General features: G+C 63.6%; 14 protein-coding genes and 1 pseudogene. 10 read left to right on the forward strand and 5 right to left on the reverse strand.

Annotated elements, in window-relative coordinates:
• Nucleotides 1–303 precede the first annotated feature (303 nt).
• The 7 genes from BN1188_RS14975 (at nt 304) to BN1188_RS15005 (ending at nt 10,522) form a co-directional block, all read left to right on the forward strand.
• Entirely contained in the window at nt 304–4,053 is a 3,750-nt protein-coding gene (locus BN1188_RS14975) for a bifunctional nitrate reductase/sulfite reductase flavoprotein subunit alpha (RefSeq protein ID WP_040262227.1), read from the forward strand.
• Nucleotides 4,054–4,347: 294 nt separating this feature from the next.
• A complete protein-coding gene (gene nirB, locus BN1188_RS14980; RefSeq protein ID WP_040262228.1) occupies nt 4,348–6,915 on the forward strand; it encodes a nitrite reductase large subunit NirB in 2,568 nt (855 codons plus the stop codon).
• Entirely contained in the window at nt 6,912–7,271 is a 360-nt protein-coding gene (gene nirD / locus BN1188_RS14985; protein WP_040262229.1) for a nitrite reductase small subunit NirD, read from the forward strand. Before nirB ends, nirD begins: the two co-directional genes overlap by 4 nt.
• Nucleotides 7,272–7,324: 53 nt before the next feature.
• Nucleotides 7,325–8,263, forward strand: coding sequence for a pca operon transcription factor PcaQ (gene pcaQ / locus BN1188_RS14990; RefSeq protein ID WP_040262230.1), 939 nt, complete (start codon nt 7,325–7,327; stop codon nt 8,261–8,263).
• A gap of 161 nt (nt 8,264–8,424) precedes the next feature.
• Nucleotides 8,425–9,186 carry a BamJ family beta-barrel-assembly machinery protein gene (locus tag BN1188_RS14995; protein ID WP_040262231.1) on the forward strand — a complete coding sequence of 254 codons (762 nt, stop codon included), beginning with the start codon at nt 8,425–8,427 and terminating at the stop codon, nt 9,184–9,186.
• Between the two features lie 294 nt (nt 9,187–9,480).
• Nucleotides 9,481–9,930, forward strand: coding sequence for a YkvA family protein (locus BN1188_RS15000; protein ID WP_040262232.1), 450 nt, complete (start codon nt 9,481–9,483; stop codon nt 9,928–9,930).
• Between the two features lie 211 nt (nt 9,931–10,141).
• On the forward strand, nt 10,142–10,522 hold the full coding sequence (locus BN1188_RS15005; protein WP_040262233.1) for a hypothetical protein: 381 nt from the start codon (nt 10,142–10,144) through the stop codon (nt 10,520–10,522).
• Between the two features lie 54 nt (nt 10,523–10,576).
• Here the strand turns inward: BN1188_RS15005 and BN1188_RS15010 are convergent.
• From BN1188_RS15010 to BN1188_RS15020, 3 genes and pseudogenes are all read right to left on the reverse strand, one after another.
• Nucleotides 10,577–11,035: pseudogene (locus BN1188_RS15010) on the reverse strand (REP-associated tyrosine transposase).
• A 154-nt stretch (nt 11,036–11,189) separates the two neighbouring features.
• Nucleotides 11,190–12,953, reverse strand: coding sequence for a bifunctional diguanylate cyclase/phosphodiesterase (locus tag BN1188_RS15015; protein WP_040264015.1), 1,764 nt, complete (start codon nt 12,951–12,953; stop codon nt 11,190–11,192).
• Between the two features lie 121 nt (nt 12,954–13,074).
• A complete protein-coding gene (locus BN1188_RS15020) occupies nt 13,075–15,150 on the reverse strand; it encodes a carboxy terminal-processing peptidase (protein WP_187375328.1) in 2,076 nt (691 codons plus the stop codon).
• Nucleotides 15,151–15,324: 174 nt separating this feature from the next.
• On the opposite strand from BN1188_RS15020, the gene BN1188_RS15025 reads away from it, so the two are divergent.
• Nucleotides 15,325–16,290 carry an NAD(P)H-quinone oxidoreductase gene (locus BN1188_RS15025; protein WP_040262235.1) on the forward strand — a complete coding sequence of 322 codons (966 nt, stop codon included), beginning with the start codon at nt 15,325–15,327 and terminating at the stop codon, nt 16,288–16,290.
• A 134-nt stretch (nt 16,291–16,424) separates the two neighbouring features.
• Here the strand turns inward: BN1188_RS15025 and BN1188_RS15030 are convergent, their stop codons facing one another.
• Nucleotides 16,425–17,780, reverse strand: a complete 1,356-nt coding sequence (locus BN1188_RS15030; RefSeq protein WP_040262236.1) for a TolC family outer membrane protein — start codon at nt 17,778–17,780, stop codon at nt 16,425–16,427.
• 537 nt (nt 17,781–18,317) lie between these two features.
• Between BN1188_RS15030 and BN1188_RS15035 the strand changes: the two genes are divergently transcribed.
• On the forward strand, nt 18,318–23,066 hold the full coding sequence (locus BN1188_RS15035) for a retention module-containing protein (RefSeq protein ID WP_040262237.1): 4,749 nt from the start codon (nt 18,318–18,320) through the stop codon (nt 23,064–23,066).
• 210 nt (nt 23,067–23,276) lie between these two features.
• On the opposite strand, the gene BN1188_RS15040 is transcribed toward BN1188_RS15035, so the two are convergent.
• A complete protein-coding gene (locus BN1188_RS15040; protein WP_040262238.1) occupies nt 23,277–23,864 on the reverse strand; it encodes a UPF0149 family protein in 588 nt (195 codons plus the stop codon).
• A 160-nt stretch (nt 23,865–24,024) separates the two neighbouring features.
• Here BN1188_RS15040 and recQ point away from each other — a divergent pair, with 160 nt between their 5' ends.
• The gene (gene recQ, locus BN1188_RS15045; RefSeq protein ID WP_040262239.1) at nt 24,025–26,157 is read left to right on the forward strand and encodes a DNA helicase RecQ; all 2,133 of its coding nucleotides are present in this window, start codon (nt 24,025–24,027) and stop codon (nt 26,155–26,157) included.
• The last annotated feature ends 3 nt before the right edge of the window (nt 26,158–26,160 follow it).

The following is a 26,160-nucleotide window of genomic DNA, read 5'->3' on the forward strand; positions in this document are numbered from 1 at the left end:
GTTTCGTTGGACAGCAAGGTCATCATGGTGGGAGCTAGCGAAAGGGCTCTGTGATCAGGCGCAATGCTTCACCCGCGCTGACGCTTCCACTGGTTAGCCAGCGGAGCTGTCGAATCCGGCGCTGCTATAGCTATCCGCTAGCTGGGCTGGTTCGCACCGCCAGCAGCCCTGGCCCAAAACCTGCATTCCTCCTTCGCAAACGCAGCCAACGCAGGCTGCAGTCACGACAAAGGCGCCGTGTTGCTCCGCTGAAAGGCGAGGGCAACCGGCGCCTTTTTGCGTTCAGGCGAAGGAGACACGGCAATGGCCCAGGCAACCGTACGCAGCGTTTGCCCCTATTGTGGGGTTGGCTGCGGGCTGGTGATGACCGTAGAAGATGATCGCATCATCGCCGTCAGTGGCGACAAGGCACACCCGAGTAACAGGGGCCGGCTCTGTACCAAAGGCATGACGGCCCACCTGCCGGTGGTCAGCCCCGGGCGCCTGGACAAGGCATGGGCCCGGCCGGACCGGGCATCACCCGCGACCGCCGTGGCGCTGGAGACTGCCATCGAGCAGTGCGCCCAACGCCTGCGCGCCATCATTGATACCCATGGCCCGGATGCCGTGGCGCTCTATGTATCCGGGCAGATGTCCCTCGAGGCCCAGTACCTGGCCAACAAGCTCGCCAAGGGGTTCATCCGTACCCGCCATATCGAATCCAATTCCCGGCTGTGCATGGCCAGCGCCAGCACGGGCTACAAGCAGTCCCTGGGCGCGGATGGCCCGCCAGGCGCCTACGATGACTTCGACCATGCCGACCTTTTCTTCGTCAGCGGGGCGAACATGGCCGACTGTCATCCGATCCTGTTCCTGCGCCTGCTCGACAGGCGCAAAGCCGGGGCAAAGCTGATTGTGGTGGACCCGCGGCGGACCGCTACGGCGGAAAAAGCCGACCTCTTCCTCCAGCTTCGGCCAGGCACTGACCTGGCCCTGCTCAATGGCTTGCTGTTCCTGCTTCAGGAAGAAGGCCGCATCGACCAGGCATTCATCGCCCAACACTGCGAAGGCTGGGAAGCCATGCCCGAATTCCTCGCGGACTATCCCCCAGCGCGAGTAGCCGCCATCACCGGAGTGGCGGAAGCAGACCTGCGCCTGGCGGCGCGCTGGATCGGCGAAAATCCCAACTGGATGAGCTGCTGGACCATGGGGTTGAACCAAAGCGTGCAGGGTACCTGGCATACCAACGCTCTCTGCAACCTCCACCTGGCCACGGGGGCGATCTGCCGGCCAGGCGCCGGGCCGTTTTCCCTCACCGGTCAGCCCAACGCCATGGGTGGCCGCGAGATGGGTTACATGGGGCCCGGCCTGCCAGGCCAGCGCTCAGCCCTGGTCGCCGCGGATCGCGCCTTCAGCGAAGCCCGGTGGGGGCTGCCGAGCGGTCACCTGCGTACCGAGAGCGGCGAAGGCACGGTTGGCCTGTTCGAGGCGATGGCCCAGGGCGAGGTGAAGGCCTGCTGGATCATCTGTACCAACCCTGTGGCCAGTGTCGCCAACCGTAATCGGGTGATCGAAGGCCTCAAGGCCGCTGAGCTGGTCATCAGCCAGGACGCCTTCCTGGATACCGAAACCAACGCCTATGCCGATATCCTGCTGCCTGGCGCGCTCTGGGCCGAGGCCGACGGGGTGATGGTGAACTCCGAGCGCAACCTTACCCTGGCGACGCAGGCGGTAACGGCTCCCGGCGACGCCCTGGCGGACTGGCAGCTGATCGCCCGGGTGGCGTGCGCCATGGGCTATGGCGCTCACTTCAGCTACACCAACGCCGCTGAAGTGTTCGAGGAAATCCGCGGCTTCGCCAACCCGCAGACCGGCTACGACCTGGGGCGTACTGACTATGAGCAGTTGCGCCAGGGCCCTGTGCAATGGCCGATACAGTCAACCGACACCCGGCGCAACCCTATCCGTTATCTGGGGCCAGAAGGCCTGCGCTTCCCAACGCCCACCGGGCGGGCCTGTTTCCTGGCGCGGCCACATTTGCCATCCGTGGAGCGCCCTGACCAAGCGTTTCCCTGGGTACTCAACACCGGGCGCCTGCAGCATCAATGGCACACCCTGACGAAGACCGGCAAGGTCCCGGCCCTGAATCGCCTCAACCCCGGGCCCTTCGTTGAAATCCATCCCGAGGACGCGGTGGCTCTAGGCATCGCGCAGGGCGACCGTGTGCGTCTGTCGACCCGCCGCGGCCAGGCCGAGCTACCGGCCCTGGTCTCTGACCGAGTACGTCCGGGCAACTGTTTCGCGCCCTTCCACTGGAGCGATGTCCATGGCGAAGGCCTGGCTGTCAATGCCCTGACCCAGGACGCTGTGGACGCGGACTCGCTGCAACCGGCGTTCAAGTTCGCGGCGGTGCGCCTGGAGCGTGTGGGGCCCCCGGCACAACGGGTGGACGAAGCGGAGGTGGCGCCTGTTGAAGGTCAACCCTTGCTGCTGTGGGGTTCTCAGACGGGCACGGCACAGGCGCTGGCCGAGCGCCTCGGTGCTCAACTGACGCAACAAGGCCTGCCTTTGCAGCTCAAAGGATTGCATGAGGTGACCCCGGCGCATCTGCGCCAGGCCAGCCTCGCCCTGCTGGTGACCAGCACCTTCGGCGACGGCGAGGCGCCGGATAACGCCGCGAACTTCTGGGCCGCGCTGCAAAACGAAGAAGCGCTGGCCAACCTGCGTTATGCCGTGCTGGCCTTGGGTGATCCCAGTTACGACGCCTTTTGTGGCTTTGGACGACGCCTGGACGAACAACTGCAAGCCTTGGGTGCCACCGCGCTGGTGCCCCGGCAGGACTGCCATGGCGGCGATAGCGCCAGGTCGGGGCAGTGGCTGCGCCAGCTATGCCAGGCCCTGGCCTTGGAGTCGCCCCTGGCGGTGCCCGTGCCGATCGCCGAGCAAGCCCGACAAGCAGGCTATGACCGTTGTAACCCCTTGAGCACGCGCCTGTTGCACAACCGGCTGCTCAGCGGCCCAGGGGCAACCAAGGAAACCCGGCAACTGGTGTTCGACCTCAGTGGCTCGGGCCTCACCTATAAAGCCGGGGATGCCCTCGGCATCTGGCCGGAGAATTGCCCCGCGCTGGTGGAGGAGTTCCTCATCAGCCTAGGGCTGGATGGCCAGGCGAGCTGGGACCTGGAGCAGGGTTCGCTGCCCCTGGCCGAGGCGTTGCGCTTGCACCTGGATATCAGCCGGGTCACCCCGCAATGGCTGGCCTGGGTGGCCTGCGCCAGTGGGGATTCGGAGCTGCAACGGCTACTGGCGCCCGAGAACAAGACCGAACTGCAGGGCTGGCTGTGGGGCCGTCAGTTAGTGGACCTACTCCAGGCCTACAGCCTGCGCCCCTCCCTGGACGAACTGCGGTCGCTGCTCAAGCCCCTGCAGCCACGGCTCTACTCCATCAGTTCCAGCGCCGCGCATACCCCGGACGAAGTCCAGATCACTGTGTCCACGGTGCGCTACCGGTATGGCCAGCAGGGCCGCCATGGGGTTGCCTCGGGCTACCTGGCGGACCGCGCCAGCGCCAGCCAGGTGCGGCTGTTCATTCAGCCGTCGGCGCGCTTTCATATCCCCGAAAATCCTGACACCCCAGTGATCATGGTAGGGCCTGGCACTGGCGTGGCCCCTTTCCGCGGTTTTCTCCACGAGCGTGAGGCCCAAGGGGCCAGGGGCCGTAACTGGCTGGTGTTCGGCGAGCAGTACCGCGCCACCGATTTCTACTACCGGGAAGAACTGGAAGGCTGGCTGCGCAGCGGGCACCTGACTCATCTGGATACCGCGTTTTCCCGCGACCAGGACGAGAAAGTGTATGTGCAACACCGCTTACTGGAGCAGGGCGCGCGCCTGTGGCAGTGGCTGGAGGAGGGCGCCAGCTTCTATGTGTGTGGGGATGCCCAGCGCATGGCCAGAGACGTACAGGGGGCGTTGCTGGAGGTCATTCAGCGATTCGGTGGCTTGAGCGCCACCCAGGCCAACGATTACCTGGACGCGCTGGGGCGTGAACATCGCTATCTGCGAGACGTTTATTGATGCCCCATAACCGGGACTGTTGAATGGCCATGCACCGCCCTGGGTCATCCAGAGCTTCTGCAGATTGACAGAAGCTCAGAAAAATCAACCGGTTACGGATTGGCACAGGCGTTGCAAAGTAGGTATCAACAAACCCGGCGCAGCGCCCGGGTGTCATGCGGTCAAAGCCGACCGGCATGGCGGTGGTGAGCAACGCGGCTCCCTTACAACACATACCGTGAATACCAGGCAAAGGCGCCTGGAGCTCTCTTGGGCTCCAGGCGCCTTTCTGTTTTTAGCCAAGCGAGGCAGCCTATGAACTCGATCTTGACCCACACGCCGCGTGAACAGCTGATCGTCGTCGGAAACGGCATGGTTGGCCACCATCTGCTTGAACAGTTGGTACAGCATGGCGCCACCGCGCGCTTCGACGTCCATGTCTTTGGTGAAGAGCCTCAGCGCGCCTACGACCGGGTGCACCTGTCCGAATACTTCACCGGCAAGGATGCCGAAACCCTGGCCATGAATGGCGAGAGCTTTTACCGGGACAACAGCATCCAGGCCCACCACGGCGAGACGGTGCTTGAGATCGACCGGGTCCATCGTGCCGTGGTCACTGACAAGGGCCGGTACCACTATGACCGCCTGGTGCTGGCCACGGGCTCTTACCCCTTTGTGCCGCCCATTGCCGGCTGCGAGGGCGACGCCCGTCTGGTGTACCGTACCTTGGGTGACCTCGACCGCATCCGCGCGGCCGCCAGCAGCGCGCGGCGAGGCGTGGTGGTTGGGGGTGGACTGTTGGGGCTGGAGGCGGCCAATGCATTGAAGTCACTCGGGCTCGAAGCGCATGTGGTGGAGTTCGCGCCGCGGCTGATGCCGGTGCAGCTGGATGCCGAAGGCGGAGCTGCCTTGCGCGCGCGGATCGAAGCCCTCGGGGTAGGCGTACACCTGTCTCGCGCTACTCAGTGCGTGGAAGCCGGGGAGACTTATCGCTACCGGATGAACTTCGACGGCGGCGAATGCCTGGAAACCGACCTGATCGTATTTTCCGCCGGTATCCGGCCTCAGGACACCTTGGCGCGTGCGTGCGGCCTGGAGATCGGGCCACGGGGCGGGGTCGTGATCGACAATGACTGCCGCACCAGTGATCCAGCCATCTTCGCCATCGGCGAGTGCGCCGCCTGGGGCGGCATGGTGTTCGGCCTGGTCGCCCCTGGCTACACCATGGCGCGCAACCTGGCCGGCCTGTTGACCGAAACCGCAAGCGGCAGCTTCAGCGGCGCGGACATGTCCACCAAGCTCAAGCTGCTGGGGGTCGACGTGGGCTCCATCGGCGACGCACACGCAGCTACCCCAGGGGCCCGCAGCTACCGCTTCATCGACGAGGCCACCGCCAGCTATCGTCGTCTGGTAGTGGATGCCAGCGGCACAAAGGTGCTCGGCGCCGTATTGGTCGGCGACAACAGCTATTACGACACCTTGCTGCAGTATGCCCAGAATGGCCTGCCATTGCCGGCGGACCCTGCCAGCCTGATCCTGCCCCGGGGCGAAGCGGCACCGCTGCTGGGTGCCGATGCCTTGCCTGCCACCGCGACCGTATGCTCGTGTCACAACGTGAGCAAGGGCGCCATTTGCGCTGCCATCGACGGGGGTTGTGGCGACCTTGGCGCGCTCAAGTGCCAGACCAAGGCAGGCACTGGCTGCGGCGGTTGCGCCGGCTTGCTCAAGCAGGTGTTCGAGCATGAACTCAGCGCCCGCGGGGTCGCCGTGGACAAGAGCCTGTGCGAGCACTTCCCTTACACCCGCCAGGAGCTTTACGCCATGGTGCGGGTAGAAGGTATCGAGAGTTTCGAGGCGCTGCATGCCCGCCATGGCCGCGGCAGCCTCGGGTGTGATGTGTGCAAGCCCACGGTGGGCTCTATCCTGGCCTCCTGCTGGAACCGGCCGATCATGGAGCCTTCGCTGGTACCGCTGCAGGACACCAACGACACCTTCATGGCCAATATGCAGAAGAACGGTACCTATTCAGTGGTGCCCCGTATTCCTGGTGGCGAGATTACCCCGGACAAGCTTATCGCCATCGGCGCGGTGGCCAAGAAATACGATCTCTATACCAAGATCACCGGGGGGCAGCGCATCGACCTCTTCGGCGCCCAGCTTCACGAACTGCCTGACATCTGGGCAGAGCTGATCGACGCTGGCTTCGAAACTGGGCATGCCTACGGCAAGTCCACGCGCACCGTCAAATCCTGCGTAGGCAGCACCTGGTGCCGCTACGGCGTACAGGACAGCGTCGCCATGGCGCTGCTCATCGAGGATCGCTACAAGGGCCTGCGCTCGCCCCACAAGCTCAAGTTCGCCGTATCCGGCTGCACCCGGGAATGCGCCGAGGCCCAGAGCAAGGACGTAGGCGTGATCGCCACGGAAAACGGCTGGAACCTTTACCTGTGCGGCAACGGCGGTATGCGCCCGCGGCATGCCGAGCTGTTCGCCACTGACCTGGATGACCAGACCCTCATCCGTTACATCGATCGCTTCCTGATGCTGTACATCCGCACGGCGGACAAGCTGCAGCGGACCTCCGTCTGGCGCGAAAGCCTCGAAGGCGGGCTGGACTACCTCAAGGCCGTGATCATCGACGACAGCCTCGGGCTGGGGGATGAACTGGAAGCACAAATGCAACTGGTGGTGGATCGCTATGAATGCGAATGGGCCAATGCCCTGAAAGACCCGGAAAAGCTCAAGCGCTTCCGCACCTTCGTCAACGAGCATCGCGACGACCCGAGCCTGCGCTTCGTGCGCGAGCGCGGCCAGCGTCGGCCGGCCCGTGCGGATGAAGTCACATTGATCCCTGTCCAGGTTGCCGAGGAGGTGCTGGGATGAGCGCCGTGAACCGTATCCAATCCGCCGAACCCGAATGGATCACCCTGTGCCAGGAAGGGGACCTGGTGCCGTTTTCAGGGGTGGTGGCCTGGCACCAGGGTCGCCAGGTCGCGCTCTTCTACCTGCCGGGGCAGTCGACCGAGCTCTACGCCGTGGACAACCGCGACCCGCGCTCAGGCGCCCAGGTGATCGGTCGTGGCCTGATCGGCGACCTGAGTGGCGAACCCGTGGTCGCCGCGCCTTTGTACAAGCAGCATTTCAGCTTGCGCGACGGGCGTTGTCTGGAAGATCCGGCCCAGATGCTGAGTACCTGGCCGGTGAGGTTGCGTCAGGGACGGGTGGAGATCGCCAGCTAGGCCCCAGATAAGGTTTCGACGCCAGGCATGGCGATCCGAGTAGAATCGGCGCCATGAATCTCGATACCCGAATCAAATTTCGTCACCTGCTGTGCTTCCTGGAAATCGCCCGTCATGGCAGCTTCGCCAAGGCGGCCGACGCGGTTTCCATCAGCCAGCCGGCCATTTCCAAGACCCTCAAGGAGCTCGAGGAGCTCCTGCAGGCGCGTCTGTTCGAGCGCAGCAAAGGAGGCGTGGCCCTGACGCCCGCCGGCGTGCGTTTCATGCGCTACGCCGGGCCTTGTGTGCAGGCACTGCGCGATGGCGTCAGTACCTTGCGAGACAGCGCCCATGAACCGCCACTGGTACGGGTGGGCGTCCTTTCGACGGTAGAGAGCCAGTTCATGGCCCAGGTGCTCAGTCTGTTGCACGAGCGTCATGCCTCCCTGGTGGTGAGCGTGGCCACCGGGCCGGGGGCTTATCTGCTGGGGCAGTTGCACGTGGGGGAACTGGATGTGGTGATCGGCCGCGTGGCCGACAATCCGCAGATCCAGGGGCTGACCTTCGAGCATCTGTACAGCGAGGCCATGACCCTGGTCGTGCGACCGGGCCATCCGCTCCGGCAGGGGGACGCCACGGACGTCGCTCGGATACCCGCGTTCCCTCTGGTGCTGCCGCTCGCGGGCACCACCATCCGCAAGCATGCCGACAGCCTGTTCGTGCAGTGCGGCATTGCGCCGTCTGCCCAGCGCCTGGAGACCCTCTCGCCGACCTTGAGCCGTCGTTATGTCTTGGCCAGCGATGCCATCTGGGTGGCTCCGCGGGATGCAGTGCTCAGCGACGTCCAGCAAGGCGAGCTGTGCGAGCTGCGCTTGGGGGTACGCGAACCTGGTGGCTCCGTGGGCATCTGCAGCAATGCGGCCTTGCCGTTGTCCTTACCAGGGCAATGGCTCTGCGACGCAGTTCGCGAGGTAGCGGCGAGCTATCGGGACGGCGAGGAAAACCGTGCCTGAGAGGTAAACAAAATTTCAGCTGCCAAAGGGAAAATCCTTTGGTAGCTTGAACTTATCGGACCTTTGCCTCTCCTATGGCATAGCCTTTGGTCTGGCCCGCCTGCTAAGCTCGCGGCTTTACTCGACCGCCCTTCGTATGGCGCCCCACACAAGGAAACAGCATGAAACAGCATCGGTTGGCGGCTGCGATCGCCCTGGTAGGTTTGGTTCTCGCCGGTTGCGACAAGCAAACCAGCAGCGTCGAGCTGAAAACCCCTGCCCAGAAGGCGTCCTACGGGATCGGCCTGAACATGGGCAAGAGCCTGGCCCAGGAAGGCATGGATGACCTGGACTCCAAGGCAGTAGCCCTGGGCATCGAAGACGCGGTGGGCAAGAAAGAGCAGAAACTCAAGGACGAGGAGCTGGTCGAGGCCTTCGCTGCGCTGCAGAAGCGCGCGGAGGAGCGGATGACCAAGATGAGCGAGGAGTCCCTGGCCGCCGGCAAGAAGTTCCTGGAAGAAAACGGCAAGAAGGACGGCGTGGTAACCACGGCCTCCGGCCTGCAGTACCAGGTCGTGCAGAAAGGCGACGGCCCGCAGCCCAAGCCCACCGACGTGGTGACCGTCCACTACACTGGCAAGCTGATCGACGGCAAGGTATTCGACAGCTCCGTGGAACGCGGCAGCCCCATCGACCTGCCGGTCAGCGGTGTGATTCCCGGTTGGGTGGAAGGCCTGCAGCTGATGCACGTGGGCGAGAAGATGAAGCTGTTCATCCCGAGCGACCTGGCCTACGGCGCGCAGAGCCCAAGCCCGACCATCCCGGCCAACTCGGTGCTGGTATTCGACCTGGAACTGATCGGTATCAAGGATCCGGCCAAGGCGGCCGCGAACGAGGACGCCGAGCAGGCGCCTGAAGACGACGCCGCTGCCAAGAAGCAGTAAGCCGTTCGCTGTCGACCACGCCCCGCCTGCCGGGGCGTTGTCGTTTCAAGGGCCTGGCATGCGTTGGCGGCGTATGGAAGCGAACCCTCAGCCTGGCGGCAAGTCAGAATCCAGAGGGGTTGTATCCGTTTCACGGCCCTGTTATAGGCGTTCGTTTACAACGAGATGTGAACGAAAAAACGCCGATTCGACCCTGACCCTTGAGCGCTGGGGCCTGTAGCCCGATCCAGCGCCACTGTTCACATGGTTATCCACAAAAACTGTGGATATCCTTCAGACCTGCCCGGAGGCTTCATGAAGGCACCCTTTGGCTTCACCCGCTTTCTTCCCTTGGCCGAGCGCCTGGTTGCCCGTGGTCGGCTCCCGGCCCTGGCCATTGCCGTGACCCGCAAGATGCGTGGCAAACGCCTGGGCCAGGTGAAAGAGGATATAGCCTTGCTGCAAGCCCTGTGCCTGGCCTACTGGCGCGGAGAATACCGAGCCGTCAGCACCAAGGCCGTGTTCTCCATCGTTGCCGGCCTGCTGTATTTCGTCAGCCCGATCGACGCGGTGCCGGACTGGCTGCTAGGCGTGGGCATGCTCGACGACATCGCCGTGTTGGGCTTCGTGATGCGCGTGGTCCAGGCGGAATTGGAACATTTCCGCACCTGGCGCTCCCGGCAAACTCCGGAAGCGCTGAATGTGGCCGAGCGCGTACCCGAGCAGGTCGCGCCCCTGGAAGGGGAGTACCTGGGCCGTTCCTGAGGGGGCGACAGTCACGTATGTCGGCCCGGCGCTGCGTGGTGCTCCTCGCCAGCGCCGGCGCTGTTAAGATGTCCCTTCTGTCGTCATCGGGCCGCTGGCCGGTTTCCAGGAGGGTTTCAATGACATTCCCAGGTCAAGCGCAGGTCGCTCAACCGGAACGCGCGCTGCGCGTCGTCGCGCTATGCGCCATCCTTGGCGTGGAGGGCGAAGGATGCCGGTGAGGATCAGCCGACAGCACTGGGATGAGCTACTCAGCGAACTGGACGTGGCGCGCCGCCAGCGGCACTTGCTTACCTATCGCGCGCTACTGGAGCGGTTGCAACTGCCCACCCCCGCCATGCAGACACTTACCGCTGCCCTGGAACATCTGGCCATGCTCGATGCTCGGGCCGAACAGCCCTTGCGCAGCTCCCTGGTGATCAGCCAGGGCGCCAGCCGCCTGCCACGTACCGGTTTTTTCGAGTGCGTGGAGCGCCTGGGCCGGTTTTCCGGCCCGGTGGATGGCGTGGCCGCCGCGTCCTGGCATGCCTCCGAAGTGGCGCGGGTATTCGAGTACAGCTATCCAGGGGCCTACCACGCCGACCCCTCGTAGCTTGGCGGCGCGTGTCCTGGACGACCAGCATGCTCCGTCGCCGCCAAGAGCGGGCTACAGGGCCAGCCAGCACCCATCCCACATTGGATAATCGCCGACCCGGCGTACCAGGCCGGCGCGTAACGGGTTGGCGACGATATAGCGAGCCGCCTGGCGTAGGGCGTGTTCTGAACGCAACGCGCTATCGTGTAACCCTTTTGCCACAGCTTCCCCGTGCGCCCCACGCCTCGGTCGTAGCCTTGGGTGGAACGCGATTTGAATCGACCCACGACACTACCAAGATCGCGGTTTCGTAGGGAGAACAACCAGTGCAGATGGTCAGGCATGACCACCCAGGCGTAGGTGGCGACGTCCGATCTCCTGATCGGCGGCCCTGAGAGCTTCGATCACAGGCCTGGCCTGAAACCAGTCCATGAAGCGCGCGAGGCGCTTGTCCGTGGTGATGGTAATCAGATACGCACGGCCAATCTCAGAAAAACGACCGTGCCTGAGCGTATGAGTGCGATAAGCCATTGTGAGCCTTCCTGGCGGATGTACAGAAAGGGTATTGCCTGAACGCCGACGCGCTCACAGATCATTTGTTTCCGGGTTTGATTGAGACCCCACCGCGGCCGGTGGCGGCGGGGCATGGCTTGGTGTCAGACCCGGTCGCGGCCAAGGCCGGCTGCTACGGTGTGATACCCGCCCCATTTGCCGGCTGCATGAACACCGCCGAACCCTCTATCTCCTTGGCCCTGTGCTTGGCCTCGGAGGCTTTCGCTGCCAGGTCTTCGGCATTCAGGGCATGGCAATCTTCGGCCCTTACATGAACCACGCCGATGGACAGGGACAGCAGCGGGAAGGTCTGACGCACCCCCTGACGGTTGTGGGAAACGAAATTGCCCTCGGCCAGGTGCTCGCTGCGATAGAACCGGCGGCATTGCTGGGTGAAGTCTTCGATCAGCCGGTCCAGCCGCGGCTGCCAGTCCCCCGAGCCCAGTACCAGCATGAAGTCGTCGCCACCGATATGCCCCAGGAAGTCCCGGCTCGGGTCCACCCGCTCGTTCAGGCAGTGAGCCAGGGCCAGCAACACCTCATCTCCGCGGCTATAGCCATAAAGGTCATTGAAGGGTTTGAAGCTGTCGATGTCGATGTAGCACACGGCAACCTCCCGCCCTTGGGACAGTGCCCGTTCCAGGCACTGGCGGATGGGTACATTGCCCGGCAACAGGGTGAGGGGGTTGGCATAGCGAGCCTGTTCGATCTTCAATTCCGTGATGAGCTTTAGTACGTCGATGACCCGACCCATGCCCTGGTAGGTCCCGCCCTCGGTGATGATGAAATCTTCCTCGATGCGCTGGCGCGCGCGACTGGTAAGCAATCGGCTCACTTGCTGCAACGACTGACCCATCTCCACGGCGAGGAAGTCTTCACCCATCAGGCGGCTGATGGGCTTGCGGGCGAGCAGATCGGTGGCGAATGGTTTGAGCAAGGCATCGGACAGCGAGTGACGATGCACGATGCCGCATGGCCGGCTTTGCTCATCGAGCACCGCCATGGAATTGAGGTTGGCTTGCAGGCGGAAGGCCTCCAGCACCTTGGCGATGGGGACATCGGCGCGCACCGCGGCCTGGGATAACAACAGGTCGCGCAGGTCGCGGCCTTCCTCGGCGAGTATGGGTGCCGTTTCAACCCGAGGCAGTAGGGCGCTGGCATCACGCACGGGGCGATCCTGAGGGCGTGCGATCAGGTAACCCTGAACCAGGTCCACGCCCATCTCGCTGAGCACTGTGAGTTCTTCCACCTGCTCGATGCCTTCCGCGATCACCTGAGCACGGGAGCGGCGAGCGATCTGCAGGATAGACCCGACGAACTCGCGCTTGAGGGCGTCCTGATGAATGCCCTCGATGAAATGCCGGTCGATCTTGACGTAGTCCGGACGCAATTCGGACCACAGGCGCAGACTCGAATAGCCGGCGCCAAGGTCATCCAGGGCGATGGTGAAGCCCATGGCGCGGTAGTGGTGCAGTGCCCGTGACAGCAACTGAAAGTCATCGGTGGGCGTCTGCTCGGTCAGCTCGATCACCACCTGGCTCGGCGACAGGCCATAGCGTTGCAGCAATTGCAGGGTCAGCCCGGAGGGATGCACGGGTTCGAGCAGCGATTCCGGCGAAACGTTGAGGAACAGCTTGCCCTGCAAGCGCTGCTCGCTGAAACAACGGCATGCGGTCTGCCGGCACAGCACTTCGAGCTCGCTGAGGTGCTCGGTTTGCCGGGCCACGGCGAACAGATTCAGCGGTGAGTGCAGCGGGCTGTTGGAGGGGCCCCGGGTCAAGGCTTCGTAGCCGAGCAGGCGACGCTCGGCCAAGGACACGATGGGCTGGAAGAGGGTATGGACGCTGCCCTGGGCCAGGATGGCCTCCAGGGCGCCGAGCTGTTCGGTGATGGTCATGCGAGCCCCGATGCCGCAAAAGAAAAAGCCGGGCCTGAGCCCGGCTTGGTATTTCACGACAGTTGCATGACAGAATGATGACTAAAAGCCATCATTCATCCGGCTTTAACGTTCGGGCTTATCAATGTTTCGCTACCTGGGTGTTGAGGCGCAGGTAGTCGATAAGGATGCGCCCGGTCTCGGCCAGGTAGGCGTCTTCTTCCGGCTTGCTGTCGTCAGGTGCCCCGGCGAGCGGGTCTTCTTCCTCCTTCTTCAGCTCCTTGAGCGGCTCCTGGCCCTTGGCCTTGCGACGCGCGTTTTCCAGCGCCAGTTGCTGGGCCTCGATACTGGTGTGCTCGGCCCGGCGCTGGGCCTCGTTCAGGCTCACCGTTTTCTGCTCCGCCAACTTCTGGCTCAGGGCAAGACGGTCGCGGATGTAGGCGAACTCGGCGTCGTCCTGGGTGCGCTTGTCGTGCAAGGCCTTCAGCTGGGCCAGGAACGGCTTGAACGGGTCGCTTTCAGGCTTGACCGCAGGCTTGATGGTGTCCCACGGCATGGCTTCAGGCAGCGCGCTCTCGCCGATCTCCTTGGTGTCGATGATGGATGGGTAGGCGATGTCCGGTAGCACGCCCTGGTGCTGGGTGCTTTGCCCGGAAACGCGATAGAACTTGGCCAGGGTCAGTTTCAGCTCGCCATGGTTCAGGGGCTGGATGGTCTGTACCGTGCCCTTGCCGAAGGTCTGGCCGCCGATGATCAAGGCACGGTGGTAGTCCTGCATGGCGCCGGCAAAGATTTCCGAAGCCGAGGCCGAGAGGCGGTTGACCAGCAGCGCCAAGGGGCCTTTGTAGAAGGCGCCCGGGTTTTCGTCTTCGAGTACGTCTACCTTGCCGTCGCTGTTGCGCACCAGCACGGTCGGCCCTTTCTCGATGAACAGGCTGGTCAGCTCGGTCGCCTCCTGCAAGGAGCCGCCACCGTTGTTGCGCAGGTCGATGACCACCCCGTCGACCTTTTCCTTCTGCAGCTCACTGAGCAGCTTCTTCACGTCACGGGTGGTGGACTTGTAGTCCGGGTCCCCGGCGCGGAAGGCCTTGAAGTCCAGGTAGAAGGCCGGGATCTCGATAACCCCCAGCTTGTAGTCACGGCCGTCCTGATTCAGGTGCAATACCGACTTCTTCGCCGCCTGCTCCTCGAGCTTCACCGCTTCGCGGGTGATGGAGACGATCTTGCTGGTCTGGTCGTTGGGGGCGTTGGTGTGCGGGATCACTTCCAGACGCACCACCGAACCCTTGGGCCCGCGAATGAGCTTGACCACTTCGTCCAGGCGCCAGCCGACGACATCGACCATTTCCTTGTCGCCCTGGGCCACGCCGATGATCTTGTCGGAAGGGGCTACCTGCTTGGTCTTGTCGGCGGGGCCGGCCGGTACCAGGCGTACAATCTTTACCTGGTCATTGTCGCTCTGCAACACCGCCCCGATGCCTTCCAGGGACAGGCTCATGTTGATGTCGAAGTTCTCGGCGTTATCCGGCGACAGATAGTTGGTGTGCGGGTCGTAGGACTGGGCAAAGGTATTGATGTACGCCTGGAAGATGTCTTCGGCGCGGGTCTGGTCCAGGCGGGCCAGCTGATTCTTGTAGCGCTTGGTAAGGGTTTCCTGAATCTGCTTGGAATCCTTGCCCGCCAGCTTCATGCGCAGCACCTCGTCCATGACACGCTTGCGCCACAGATCGTCGAGCTCGGCATTGCTGGTAAGCCACGGAGCATCCTTGCGCTCTACTTCGAGCGTGTCGTTGCTGCTGAAGTCGAGCTTGTCCACGCCTTCGTCCAGAAGGTCCAGCGCGTAGTCCAGGCGAGCCTTGACCCTGTCCAGGTAGCGCTTGTAGATGGTGAAGCCAGGGTCGAGATTACCGTTCTTGAGGAAGTCGTCGAACTGGGTCTTCCACTTGTCGAATTCGGCAATGTCACTGGCGAGGAAATAACTGCGCGAAGGATCGAGCAGTTTGATATAGCTGTCGTAGATGATGACCGAACGGGCGTCGTTCAACGGTGGCTTGCTGTAGTGATGACGCTTTAGCAATTCGACGACGTTGAGGCTGGCGATCACCTCGTCGCGGTCAGGCTGAAGGCTGTTCCAGCTGTTGGCCGCAAAGCCTGGGGCTGACAGCAGGCTGAGGCTGATGCCTAACGCCAGGGCGGTACCGGGGAATAGTTGCTTCATGCTCATTCGACGAGGGGACAATTGATCACGCATATTAGGCCGTCTTTGAATGGACCGGTTCCAGGGCTACTACATTAAATCCTGTTCATGCGGTAGCCCGGTATTTGGGTCACATTATGCAAAAAACCCCGCGCCAGTGCGCGGGGCTCAGTCTGAGTGAACTATGGAGGCAGCGTGAAGGCATTGCAAGGCGTGGAAGGGCATGTGGAATGGGCCGAGTACCCGGACTTGACGTGCGATGTGGGGCAGGTGCGCATACGCGTGGCGGCCGCCGGGCTCAATCGGGCCGACCTGCTGCAGCGGGCCGGGCATTACCCGCCACCGCCCGGCGCGAGCGAAGTCCTAGGGCTTGAATGCGCCGGGATCATCACCGAAGTGGGGGCGGGGGTGTCCCTCAACATCGGAGACCGGGTCTGCACCTTGCTGGCCGGCGGCGGCATGGCCGAGGAAGTGGTGGTGGATGCCCGCCATGTGTTGCCGGTGCCGGAAGGCCTGACGCTGATCGAGGCCGCGGCTATCCTGGAAGTCTATGGCACGGTCTGGTTGAACCTCTTCCAGCTGGCCGCCCTGCAGCCCGGCCAGAAGGTTCTGCTGCATGCCGGCGCCAGTGGCATCGGCTCGGCGGCGATCCAGCTGTGCAAGGCTTTCGGCAACCCTACCTGGGTGACGGTCGGCTCGGCTGAGCGCCTGGCCTACTGCGAACAGCTCGGCGCCCAGGGTGGGGTGGTGCGCGACAACGGCCTGGACGGGCTCAAGGACCTGGGGCCCTTCGATGTCATCCTCGACCCGGTCGGCGCCAGCTACGCAGAACTCAACCTTCAAGTAGCGGCACAGGACGCCCGTTGGGTGTTGATCGGTGTGATGGGCGGACGCCAGGCCCAGCTGGATATGGGGCTGATGCTGGGCAAGCGCATACAGCTGATCGGCTCCACCCTGCGCAGCCGTGACGACAGCTTCAAGGCCGAACTCCTTCGCGAGCTGGGCCAGGAAGTGCTGCCATTGTTCACGGAAAAACGTCTCAACCCTCAGATTGCCCGGACCTTCCCAATCGGCGAAGCCGAGGAAGCCTTCGCCGAACTGGCCAGCAACCAGATCACCGGCAAGGTGGTGCTGGTGATCGATCCATCCTTGGTGGGTTGACCCGCAAAGGCTGGCGAATGCGGGTATGCCCTTACGCCGCATTCGTCATTTGCCGCTACCCCTGCCGGTCTTCGGTTTGCCCTGGTTTCCGGTAGGGGCCAGCGCCAGCGGGCGAACCCTGGCGCCGGTCTGGCTTAACGCATTTCAGGCAACCGCGCTTCGCTCTTCACATCAGTCTTGGCCACGGCCTCTGCCGGCAGCACGATCCTGGACTTTGGCAGCAACTCACCCATGTTCGCCAATACCCGGTACATCGAATACTCCTCGGTATAGCGCACTTCGGTATAGCGGCGGTTGGCGTTGTAGAGTTCGTTTTCACTGTCGAGCAGGTCCAGCAGGGTACGCTGGCCCAGGCCGAACTGGTTCTGATAGGCCGCGCGTACCTTGGTGGTCGTCTCAGCGTATTCGCGGGCGCTCGGTGCCTGCTGGCGGGCGTTGAGCATGGCGTTCCAGGCCAGGGACAGGTTTTCGTTCAGGCTGCGCAGGGCATTGTTACGAATGTCCATCGCCTGGTTGATGCGATGCGCGTCGCCTTGCAGGCGAGCCTTGTCGCTACCGCCGCGGAACAGGTTGTAGCTGACGGCGACACCGGCGCGCCAGTCGTTGGCGTGGCCTTCCTCGCCGGAGATGTTGTTATTGGCGCCTACCGCCACCTCGGCATCCACCCGTGGGTAGAACTGCGACTTGGCTCCCTCGTACTGCTGCTCGGCGGCTTGTACATCAGCCTGCGCGGACTTGAGGTAGGGGTTGGCATCGATCATCGTCTGGCGTGCTTCGGTGATATCGGCCGGCAGCTCGCCACGGATGGATGCCGGGGCCTCCAGTTCATCGGGCATGCGGCCGGTGGCGCTGAAGAAATTGGCTTCGGCGTCCGCCAGGTCGACCAGGGCGGTCTGGTAGTTGTTCTCGGCCAGGGCGCGACGGGCGCGGGACTGATCACTGTCGGCGGTGCTACCCACGCCGCGCTCGGTGCGCAGGCCGATCTGGTCGTTGACCCGCAAATGGGCCTGCAGATTGTTCTTGGCCAAGTCTACCAGCTCGCGCCGCTTGAGCACCTCCAGGTAAACCTCCACGGCACGCAGGGCCAGGTCCTGGGCCACGCCTTGGACATAGAACGCGCGCGAAGTGGACACCGCCTGGGTGCGAGACACTTCGCGAGTGGCGCTGGAGCCATCGAACAGCATCTGGCGCAGGCGCAGTTCGGAGGTGGTGTAGGTCAGCAGCTCCTTGTGATGCCCACCCTGGGCGCGGGTAGTGGGCGTGTCCGACCTTTCGCGGCCATAGCCGCCGACAAAGTCGACGCTGGGAAGGTAAGCGCCCCGGGCAACCTTGATGTCCTCATCAGCGGCTAGCCGGCTGTTGATGTTCGATTGCAATTCAGGGTGGGTGTCCACCGTGCTCTGGATCGCCTCCTGGAGCGTCATGGCGTGGGCTTGGGAGGCCCCGATCGCCAACAATACCGCGCTGCAGATGGGGGTTAAAATGCGCATCGATGTACTTCTCCCTGTCCCTGAATATTGGCAGTCGCCATTTTTTTGGCGAATTTTCTTATAATTCCGTGCACGGATCCTAACACTGGAGATACAAAGAAAATTCTGGATCGTTAAGAACTTTTTTTCATAACACTTATCGCCAAATAAACTTATGAAGCGCCGTGCCTTTGGGTTCATCTTAGCTACGCCGGAAACGCTGGAAGCGCCGCATGGGGCGGCCTCCGGATAGATTGCCGGTAGTAGTCGAGAGGCGTGAAAAGGGATCGGCGGGTCGTACTCCAGAAGGAATTTGGGCAAATGTGAGGGTGGCGGTTTTCTGTCACCGCAGTCCGCAGGGCGGTTTTCCGCTCTCATGTTCGATACAAAGCGTCTCAGAGCGTAACTTTACTGCGTTTGTTCAGTACCCTACGCAAAAAAATGGCGCTTTGCCATGGTCAGAGCTAGCAATTCGCCAGCCGGTCATGAACTCCGGGGCACATCTCCTGTCTCCTTTGCGCAACGGCCTGGTGCTGAGAAGCAATGGAGGAGTGGGCAATGGCAACCTTGATCGGTGTCGTCAGTAAAGTTATTGGGCAGGTATTCGCAGTCGCCGGTGATGGCACCCGTCGCATTCTGGTGGAAGGTGATCGTCTCTATGCGGGCGAGCAACTGGATACCGGCGTTGGCGGTGCCGTGTCCGTGCATCTGCAGAACGGCCAGGAGCTGGCCCTGGGCCGTGGCAGCGCGCTGGTTCTGAACGAAGGGCTGCTGGACCATCAGGCCCCGGACATCCAGGTCGAGGGCGACCGTATCGCCGACACCGCCCTGGACGACGTCAATGCCTTGCAGCAGGCCATCGCCGCAGGCGTCGACCCTACCCTGGCCTCCGAGCCGACCGCGGCCGGCCCGACAGGTACGGGCGCTACCGGGGTTCCGAGTGGCGGCGGGGGGCATAGCTTCGTATTGCTGACCGAGGTAGGCGGCGCTGTTGCGCCGACGGTCGGCTTTCCTACCGCTGGCCTGGCCGCCACGCCTGAATTTCCCGATCCGGACCTGCCGCCTCTGGTGACATTGGCTGCAGCGGCTCCGGTACTGCCTCCCGATAACCTAGTCGTGCTGGGCGGCCTGGATGTCGCCGGGGGCGAGGTGGGCGTGAACGAGGCGAACCTGGCCACGGGGTCGAACCCGGACGCGGCCGCGCTGACCCAGAGCGGCAGCTTCACGGTGACGGCGGCCGATGGCCTGACGAGCCTGCTCATCGGAACCCTGGAGGTGATACGCGCCGGCCAGGTCGTGGGAATAGGGCAGTCCTTCACCACCGCCGACGGCAACCTCTTCACGGTTACGGGTTTCGACACCACCACCGGAGTATTGACCTACACCTATACCCTTGTCGGCAATCAGCAGCATCCAGCCGGGGACGGTACCAACACCCTGGGCGAAAGCCTCACCGTCACTGCGGTGGACAGCAACGGTACGACCGCCACGGGCAGCCTGGACGTTGTGATCCAGGACGACGTGCCAACCGCCGTGGGTGATGCCCAGGCAGTGACGGCCACCGAGCAACTGACCAGCGTCAGTGGAAACGTATTGGCCAACGATACCCAGGGCGCGGACGCGGTCGCCGGAGGCGGTGTAGCCGCTGGCACCTACGTGGGTACCTATGGCACCTTGGTGCTGGCAGCAGACGGCAGCTACACCTATACCCTGAATGCCGCCGGGGCCGCCTTCGATGCCCTCTATGGCGGGCGCTCGGCCAGCGATACCTTCACCTATACCCTGAGCGATTCCGACGGCGACAGCAGTACCGCGACCCTGACGCTGAACCTGACCAACCTGGATGACCCGGTGATCATCCGCAACCTTGGGCAGAACGGAGGCGAGCAGCGCGTACTGGAGGCCAACCTCAGTACCGGCAGCGATCCGGACGCAGCCGCCTTGACCCGTACCGGTACCTTTACCCTGGACGCCCGGGATGGTCTGGCCACCCTGACCATCGACGGCGTGGATGTCATCGGCGGCACTGCCACGGGCCTGCCGGTGACCATTACCGGCCAGTTGGGCAATGCGCTGACCATCACTGGCTATGACGCCGCCACGGGTGTGGTCAGCTACAGCTATACCCTTTCCGTTGCCCAGGAGCACAACCAGGGGCAAAGCGAGCTATCTGAAGACTTCCAGGTGGTCGCTACGGATCGCGACGGCGACAGTGGCACTGCCTGGCTCAACGTGCGCATCGAGGACGATAACCCTGTTGCCGTCGCTGACACCGCCGACGTGAACGACACCACCTCGGTGGTCAGTGGCAACGTGCTTGGGAACGACGCCCTGGGCGCCGATGCCATCGCCAGCCCGGTCATCAATGCCGGCACCTACGTTGGCACCTATGGCACCCTGGTGCTGGCGGCGGACGGCAGTTATACCTACACCCTCGACACCACCAGCCAGGCCTACCGGGACCTGCTCGCCGGCAATGCGACCGTCGGCAACGGCACCGATGTCTTCAGCTATTCGGTGATCGACAGCGATGGCGATACGGCAACCACGACCCTGACCGTCAACGTCACCAACCCCGATGATCCGGTGACCTTCATCGGGCTGGGCGTGGACGGCGGCGAGCAGCGCGTCTACGAGGCCAACCTGCCAGGCGGCAGCGACCCCGACGCTACCGAGCTGACCCGTACCGGCACCTTTACCCTCGATACCAGGGATGGCCTGGCTACCTTGACCATCGATGGAGTGGACGTCATCGGTGGCAGTTCCACCGGCCTGCCGGTGACCATCACAGGTCAGTTGGGTAACGCCCTGACCATCACTGGCTACGATGCCAGCACCGGCGTAGTGAGCTACAGCTATACCCTGTCCGAGGCGCAGCAGCACAATGTCGGGGAGAGCGAGCTGTCCGAAGATTTCAAGCTGGTGGCCACCGATTGCGATGGCGACTCTGGCACCGCCTGGCTCAACGTCCGCATCGAGGACGACAACCCTGTCGCCGCGCCCATTACCGAAAGCGTGGCCTCGTCCACTGTCGATACCAACGTACTGGTGGTGCTGGATATCTCCAACAGCATGGGCAACGATTCGAAGGTCAATGGGCTCAGCCGTCTGGACCTGGCCAAGCAGGCGATCACCGAGCTACTGACCCAGTACGACAATCTGGGCGATGTGCGGGTGCAGGTGGTGACCTTCAACAACCATGAGAACGTGCTCAGCACCCAGTGGATGACGGTGGCCGAAGCCAAGGCGCTGATCAACAGCGATGCCCTGACCAATGGTGGCGGCACCAACTACGATTACGCCCTGGCCGGCGCTGAACAGGCCTGGGCCACCGCTGGCAAGCTGACCGGGGCACAGAACGTCAGTTACTTCCTCTCCGACGGCAACCCGACGCTGTCGGACGACCGTCCGAAGACCGGCAATGGCCAATCCGGCAACAAGACCGATACCGCCTTGGGCGACGGCATCGACAGCACGGAGCAGGCGGCCTGGCAGAGTTTCCTGGATGCCAACCAGATCCAGTCCTATGCCATCGGCCTTGGACCAAGCGCCAAGGCTGTCTACCTGGACCCGATCGCCTACGATGGCACCACGGGCACGGACACGGCACCGGTGGTGGTCAGCGATCTCTCGCAACTGTCAGCCGTGCTCAGCGGAACAGTGACCGGTGGTTCAGCCAGTGGCACCCTGACCAGTGTTGCCGAGTTCGGCGTGGACGGCGGCCATGTGCTGTCCGTCAGTGTGGACGGCGTGACCTACACCTTCGACGGCGCCAGCGCGGTCAGCGCCAGCAGCGCCGGCAGCACCTGGAGCTTCGACAGCACCAGCGGCGCGCTGACGGTGGAAACCAGCCAGGGCGGCACCTTCGTCATCAACCTGCAAACCGGCCAGTACCAGTACGTTGCCGCGAACAACAGCAACAGCTACACCGAGCAGTTCGGCTATACCCTGGTCGACAATGACGGTGACCGCGCCAGCTCTACCCTCACTGTGAACGTGAACCCGCAGGCTGCGGCCAGTGCGATTGCCAGCGCGCAGAGCAGCGAGGCGTCCGCCAGCCTGGCGGCGGATTTCACCGCTACCAGTGTCGCTACCCTGGCAGTGAGCGGCACCAGCCTGGACGTGCAGCGAGCGCAGTTCTACGCCAATACCGTCGCGCTGACCGCGGCACTGTTGATCACGGGTACCCTGGGCGTCGCTCAGTCGGCCACTGCCAGTGACACGATCAGCGTATCCCTGCGTCAGGGCGAAACCCTGGTGCTGGACTCCGCTGCGATCAACACGGGGGCAGTGACGGCCACCTACACCCTGGACGATGGCAGCGCCGTGGCGGTCAGCGACAACAGCATTACCGCGAGCACCGCGGGCACCTACCATATCACCCTGACCAACACCGACGCGGCCACCGGCACCGAGGCGTATGACCTGAACCTGACGCTAGACTACAGCCAGGCCCAGGCATCGACCGCGACGGCCAGCACCACCGACACCGCCCAGGCCGAGACAAACGCGCACAGCAGCGCCTTGGTCGAAACGCAGGCGGCGAGCGTTGCCGTGGTCAACGGAACCGAGGCGGACGATACGCTGGTAGCCAATGATACCGACGCCCAGGAGCTGCACGGTGGCGCGGGCGACGACCTGTTGATCGCTGGCGCCCACACCGTGCTGCTCGACGGCGGTGAGGGCACGGATACCGCCAGCTACGCCGCGGCCACCAGCGCCGTGACCGTGGACTTGCGCGATGGCAGCACGGGGGGCTGGGCCAGCGGGCAGACCCTGAACAGCATCGAGCATCTGATCGGGTCGGATTACGACGACATCTTCCACGCCGGCGATAGCGCCACCATCCTGGAAGGCGGCAAGGGAAATGACCAACTGTACGGCGGTGCCGGGGCCGATACGCTGATCGGGGGGAGCGGCAACGACACGCTCAGCGGTGGGGCTGGAGCAGATACCTTCGTCTGGCAGGCGGGCGACAGCGGTACGGACACGGTCACTGACTTCCAGCTAGGTACCGATACCCTTGACCTCGCTGCCCTGCTGGGGGACGCCAGCCACAGCGACCTGGAAGGCTTGCTCAGCTTCAAGGTAAGCGGCAGCGGCGACAGCCTGGTCTCGACCATCGACATCAGCGCCACCGCCGGGGGCGCTGCTGTCCAGAGCATCGAGCTGCAACATGTGAACCTGGCCCAGGCCTATAACGTGAGCACCGATGCCAATGGGATGGTAGTGGGGTTGCAGAACAACTCGGCCATCATCAATGGCCTGCTGGGCGACCATTCCCTGAAGGTGGACAGCACGGTGTAAGCGGGGCTTGGGAATCTGGGAAGCCCCGTTCGAGGGGCTTCCCGGGATCCCGGCAGGAGTCGGCAGAGCAGGTGAGTGCCGTTTCATCGGGGCGTTCGGCAGCTGGCGCTGCCTCCTACCGTGAGTGTTCACTCAGCCCGAAAAGCCTTGAACCTTGCATGGCCTTGGTAGGACCCAGCGCCAGCTGGGGAAAGGCTTGCCTTCGACGAATCAGTGAGTACGCGGCTTGAGCAGCGCGGGTTTTTCGTCCGGGGCGTGGCTGAGCAGGTACAAGCCAGTGAGGATTTCCGGGATCTGCTCGACCATTTCCGCCTGCAGTTCCGGGCTGGCGGCGATGTCGGCGAATTCCGGCTGCTCATCGAACAGCCCGGACGCCACCATGATCGGCAGCAACAGTTCGCTCACTTCATCCTCGGCCGTTTCGAACCAAGCCGCTTCGCGCAGGAACACGCCTTCCATGAAGCCGATGCACCAGCCGCGCAGTTCCGAGTCGTCCGGGTCGTCGCCCAGGTCCAGGTCGCATGGCAGCTCGAACTCGTCATCGCTGGCCAACTGCCGGGCGATGTGTGCCTTGAGCTGCACCAGGGTACTCTCGATCGCTTCGCGCTCCGCGGCATCAGCGTAGCGCGGCTCCTCGGCGAAGAGCGCGTCAATCCATTCGCGCTCCGGCACCGTTTCGGTGGAAATGGACAGCGCGGTCAAGAAGCCATGCGCCGCTACGAAATCCAGCGCTTCTTCGTGGAGCTCGTCGGCGTCCAGGAAGACTTGCAGGCGGGTGAGTTGCTCGGCGAAGGACATGTAGGGCTACCTTGGGGAAATGACAAGGGTGAATTCTAGGCCCTCAACCCGGTCTAGCGCCACCGCAAGGCGGGTAAAAGCGTCCGGCCAGGCGGTTTGATATACTGCCTGCCATTTTTGCGACCCGTGGTCGGTGTTTCGCGCTTTCCGGGAGTCATGCATGCTGGAACAGGCACAACGTGTCCTCAAGGACGTCTTCGGCTACGACAGCTTTCGCGGCCGCCAGGGCGCGATCATCGAGCGGGTGGCGCGGGGCGGGGATGCACTGGTGCTGATGCCCACCGGCGGCGGCAAGTCATTGTGCTACCAGGTGCCGGCGCTGTTGCGTGACGGCCTGGCCATCGTCGTGTCTCCGCTCATCGCCCTGATGGAAGACCAGGTAGCGACCCTGGATGAACTCGGCGTGCCCGCAGCTGCCCTGAACTCCACGCTCGATGCCGAGCAGCAGCGCGCACTGGCGGTGCGGCTGCGCCAAGGCGAGATCAAGCTGTTGTACCTGGCCCCGGAGCGGCTGGTGCAGCCGCGCATGCTCAGTTTCCTGCAGCAGTTGAACATTGCACTGTTCGCCATCGACGAGGCGCACTGCGTATCCCAGTGGGGCCACGATTTCCGGCCGGAATACCTGCAGTTGGGCCAGCTCGCCCAGTTGTTCCCGGATGTGCCGCGCATCGCGCTCACCGCCACCGCGGACAAGCGAACTCGGGAAGAAATCGTCAACCGCCTGGAACTGCATGACGCTGAACGCTTCCTCTCCAGCTTCGACCGGCCGAACATCTTCTATCGGATCGTTCCCAAGGAGCAGCCACGCAAGCAGCTGCTGGCCTTCCTCACCGAGCGCAAGGGGGATGCCGGCATTGTCTATTGCCTGTCACGCAAGAAGGTGGATGAAGTCTGCGCCTACCTGGTCGGCCAGGGGTTCCCGGCCTTGCCTTATCACGCCGGTCTGCCGGCGGAGCTGCGCGCCTTCCACCAAAAGCGTTTTCTCAATGAGGAAGGCCTGATCATGGTCGCCACCATCGCGTTCGGCATGGGCATCGACAAGCCCAACGTACGCTACGTGGCCCACCTGGACCTGCCCAAGTCCCTGGAAGCCTACTACCAGGAAACCGGCCGGGCGGGTCGCGATGGCCTGCCCGCCGATGCCTGGATGGCCTACGGCCTTCAGGACGTGCTCATGCTCAAGCAGATGATGCAGAACTCCGAGGGCGATGAGCGTCACAAGCGGGTCGAACAACACAAGCTCGATGCCATGCTGGCTTTGTGCGAGGAAACCCGCTGCCGCCGCCAGGCGCTTCTGGCCTATTTCGACGAAGTCCTTCCCCAGCCCTGCGGGCACTGCGACAACTGCGTGGACGGTGTGCAGACCTGGGACGCCACCGAGCCCGCTCGCCAGGCGCTGTCCGCCGTCTATCGCACTGGGCAGCGCTATGGCGTGGGCCATCTGGTGGACGTGCTGCTCGGCCGTGACAATGAAAAGGTGCGCGGCGCCGGGCATGAACGCCTGGCCGTGTTCGGTGTTGGCAAAGACCGCGCCGAAGGCGAGTGGCGCTCTCTGTATCGCCAGCTGGTGGCCCGCGGCCTGGCCGATATCGACCTGGAGGGCTATGGCGGGCTACGCCTGACCGATGCCTGTCGTCCCTTGTTGCGTGGCGAAGTCAGTCTGGAATTGCGCCGTGATCTCAAGCCCCAGGCAGTCGCCCGTGGCGGTGCCAGCCCGGCCAGCCAGCTGGTGCGTGGCGAGGAGCGCGAGCGTTGGGAAGCCTTGCGTGCCTTGCGCCGGCGCTTGGCCGAAGAGCACGGTGTGCCGCCCTATGTGATCTTCCCGGATTCTACCCTGCTGGAAATGCTGCGCAGCCAACCCACGAGCCTCGCCGAAATGGCACGCGTCAGTGGCGTCGGCGCGCGCAAGCTGGAACGGTATGGTGCCGCCTTCCTGGAAGTTCTCGCCGGTGGCGAGGGTGCGCCAGCCCGCGCGCCCGTAGCGGATCTGCGTCATGAGCTGGTGAGCCTGGCTCGGGCCGGCATGACCCCCGCGCAGATGGCCGGGCAGCTCAATTGCTCCGAGAAGAATGTCTATACGCTGCTCGCCGAAGCCATTGCCGCTCAGCAGCTGTCGCTTGAACAGGCATTGGACTTGCCGTTCGAGCTGCTCAGCGAGATTCAGGACAGTTTCCTGGATGGCGAGGGCGAGCTGCCGCCGGTCAGCGAGATCGCGGAGCAGTTCAAGGGGCGTGTCCCCGAAGGAGTGCTCTACTGCGTACGCGCCGCGTTGCAGTCGGAGTTCGAGCTATGAACC

Source organism: Pseudomonas massiliensis (assembly GCF_000826105.1).
GTDB lineage: Bacteria > Pseudomonadota > Gammaproteobacteria > Pseudomonadales > Pseudomonadaceae > Aquipseudomonas > Aquipseudomonas massiliensis.

What these genes read in the sequence shown, in the direction of transcription:
- pcaQ (WP_040262230.1), top strand. Translation starts at nt 7,325, where the DNA reads ATGAATCTCGATACCCGAATCAAATTTCGTCACCTGCTGTGCTTCCTG.
- BN1188_RS15030 (WP_040262236.1), bottom strand. Translation starts at nt 17,780, where the DNA reads ATGCGCATTTTAACCCCCATCTGCAGCGCGGTATTGTTGGCGATCGGG.
- BN1188_RS15005 (WP_040262233.1), top strand. Translation starts at nt 10,142, where the DNA reads ATGCCGGTGAGGATCAGCCGACAGCACTGGGATGAGCTACTCAGCGAA.
- BN1188_RS14995 (WP_040262231.1), top strand. Translation starts at nt 8,425, where the DNA reads ATGAAACAGCATCGGTTGGCGGCTGCGATCGCCCTGGTAGGTTTGGTT.
- nirD (WP_040262229.1), top strand. Translation starts at nt 6,912, where the DNA reads ATGAGCGCCGTGAACCGTATCCAATCCGCCGAACCCGAATGGATCACC.
- BN1188_RS14975 (WP_040262227.1), top strand. Translation starts at nt 304, where the DNA reads ATGGCCCAGGCAACCGTACGCAGCGTTTGCCCCTATTGTGGGGTTGGC.
- nirB (WP_040262228.1), top strand. Translation starts at nt 4,348, where the DNA reads ATGAACTCGATCTTGACCCACACGCCGCGTGAACAGCTGATCGTCGTC.
- BN1188_RS15015 (WP_040264015.1), bottom strand. Translation starts at nt 12,953, where the DNA reads ATGACCATCACCGAACAGCTCGGCGCCCTGGAGGCCATCCTGGCCCAG.
- BN1188_RS15035 (WP_040262237.1), top strand. Translation starts at nt 18,318, where the DNA reads ATGGCAACCTTGATCGGTGTCGTCAGTAAAGTTATTGGGCAGGTATTC.
- BN1188_RS15000 (WP_040262232.1), top strand. Translation starts at nt 9,481, where the DNA reads ATGAAGGCACCCTTTGGCTTCACCCGCTTTCTTCCCTTGGCCGAGCGC.
- recQ (WP_040262239.1), top strand. Translation starts at nt 24,025, where the DNA reads ATGCTGGAACAGGCACAACGTGTCCTCAAGGACGTCTTCGGCTACGAC.
- BN1188_RS15040 (WP_040262238.1), bottom strand. Translation starts at nt 23,864, where the DNA reads ATGTCCTTCGCCGAGCAACTCACCCGCCTGCAAGTCTTCCTGGACGCC.
- BN1188_RS15020 (WP_187375328.1), bottom strand. Translation starts at nt 15,150, where the DNA reads ATGAAGCAACTATTCCCCGGTACCGCCCTGGCGTTAGGCATCAGCCTC.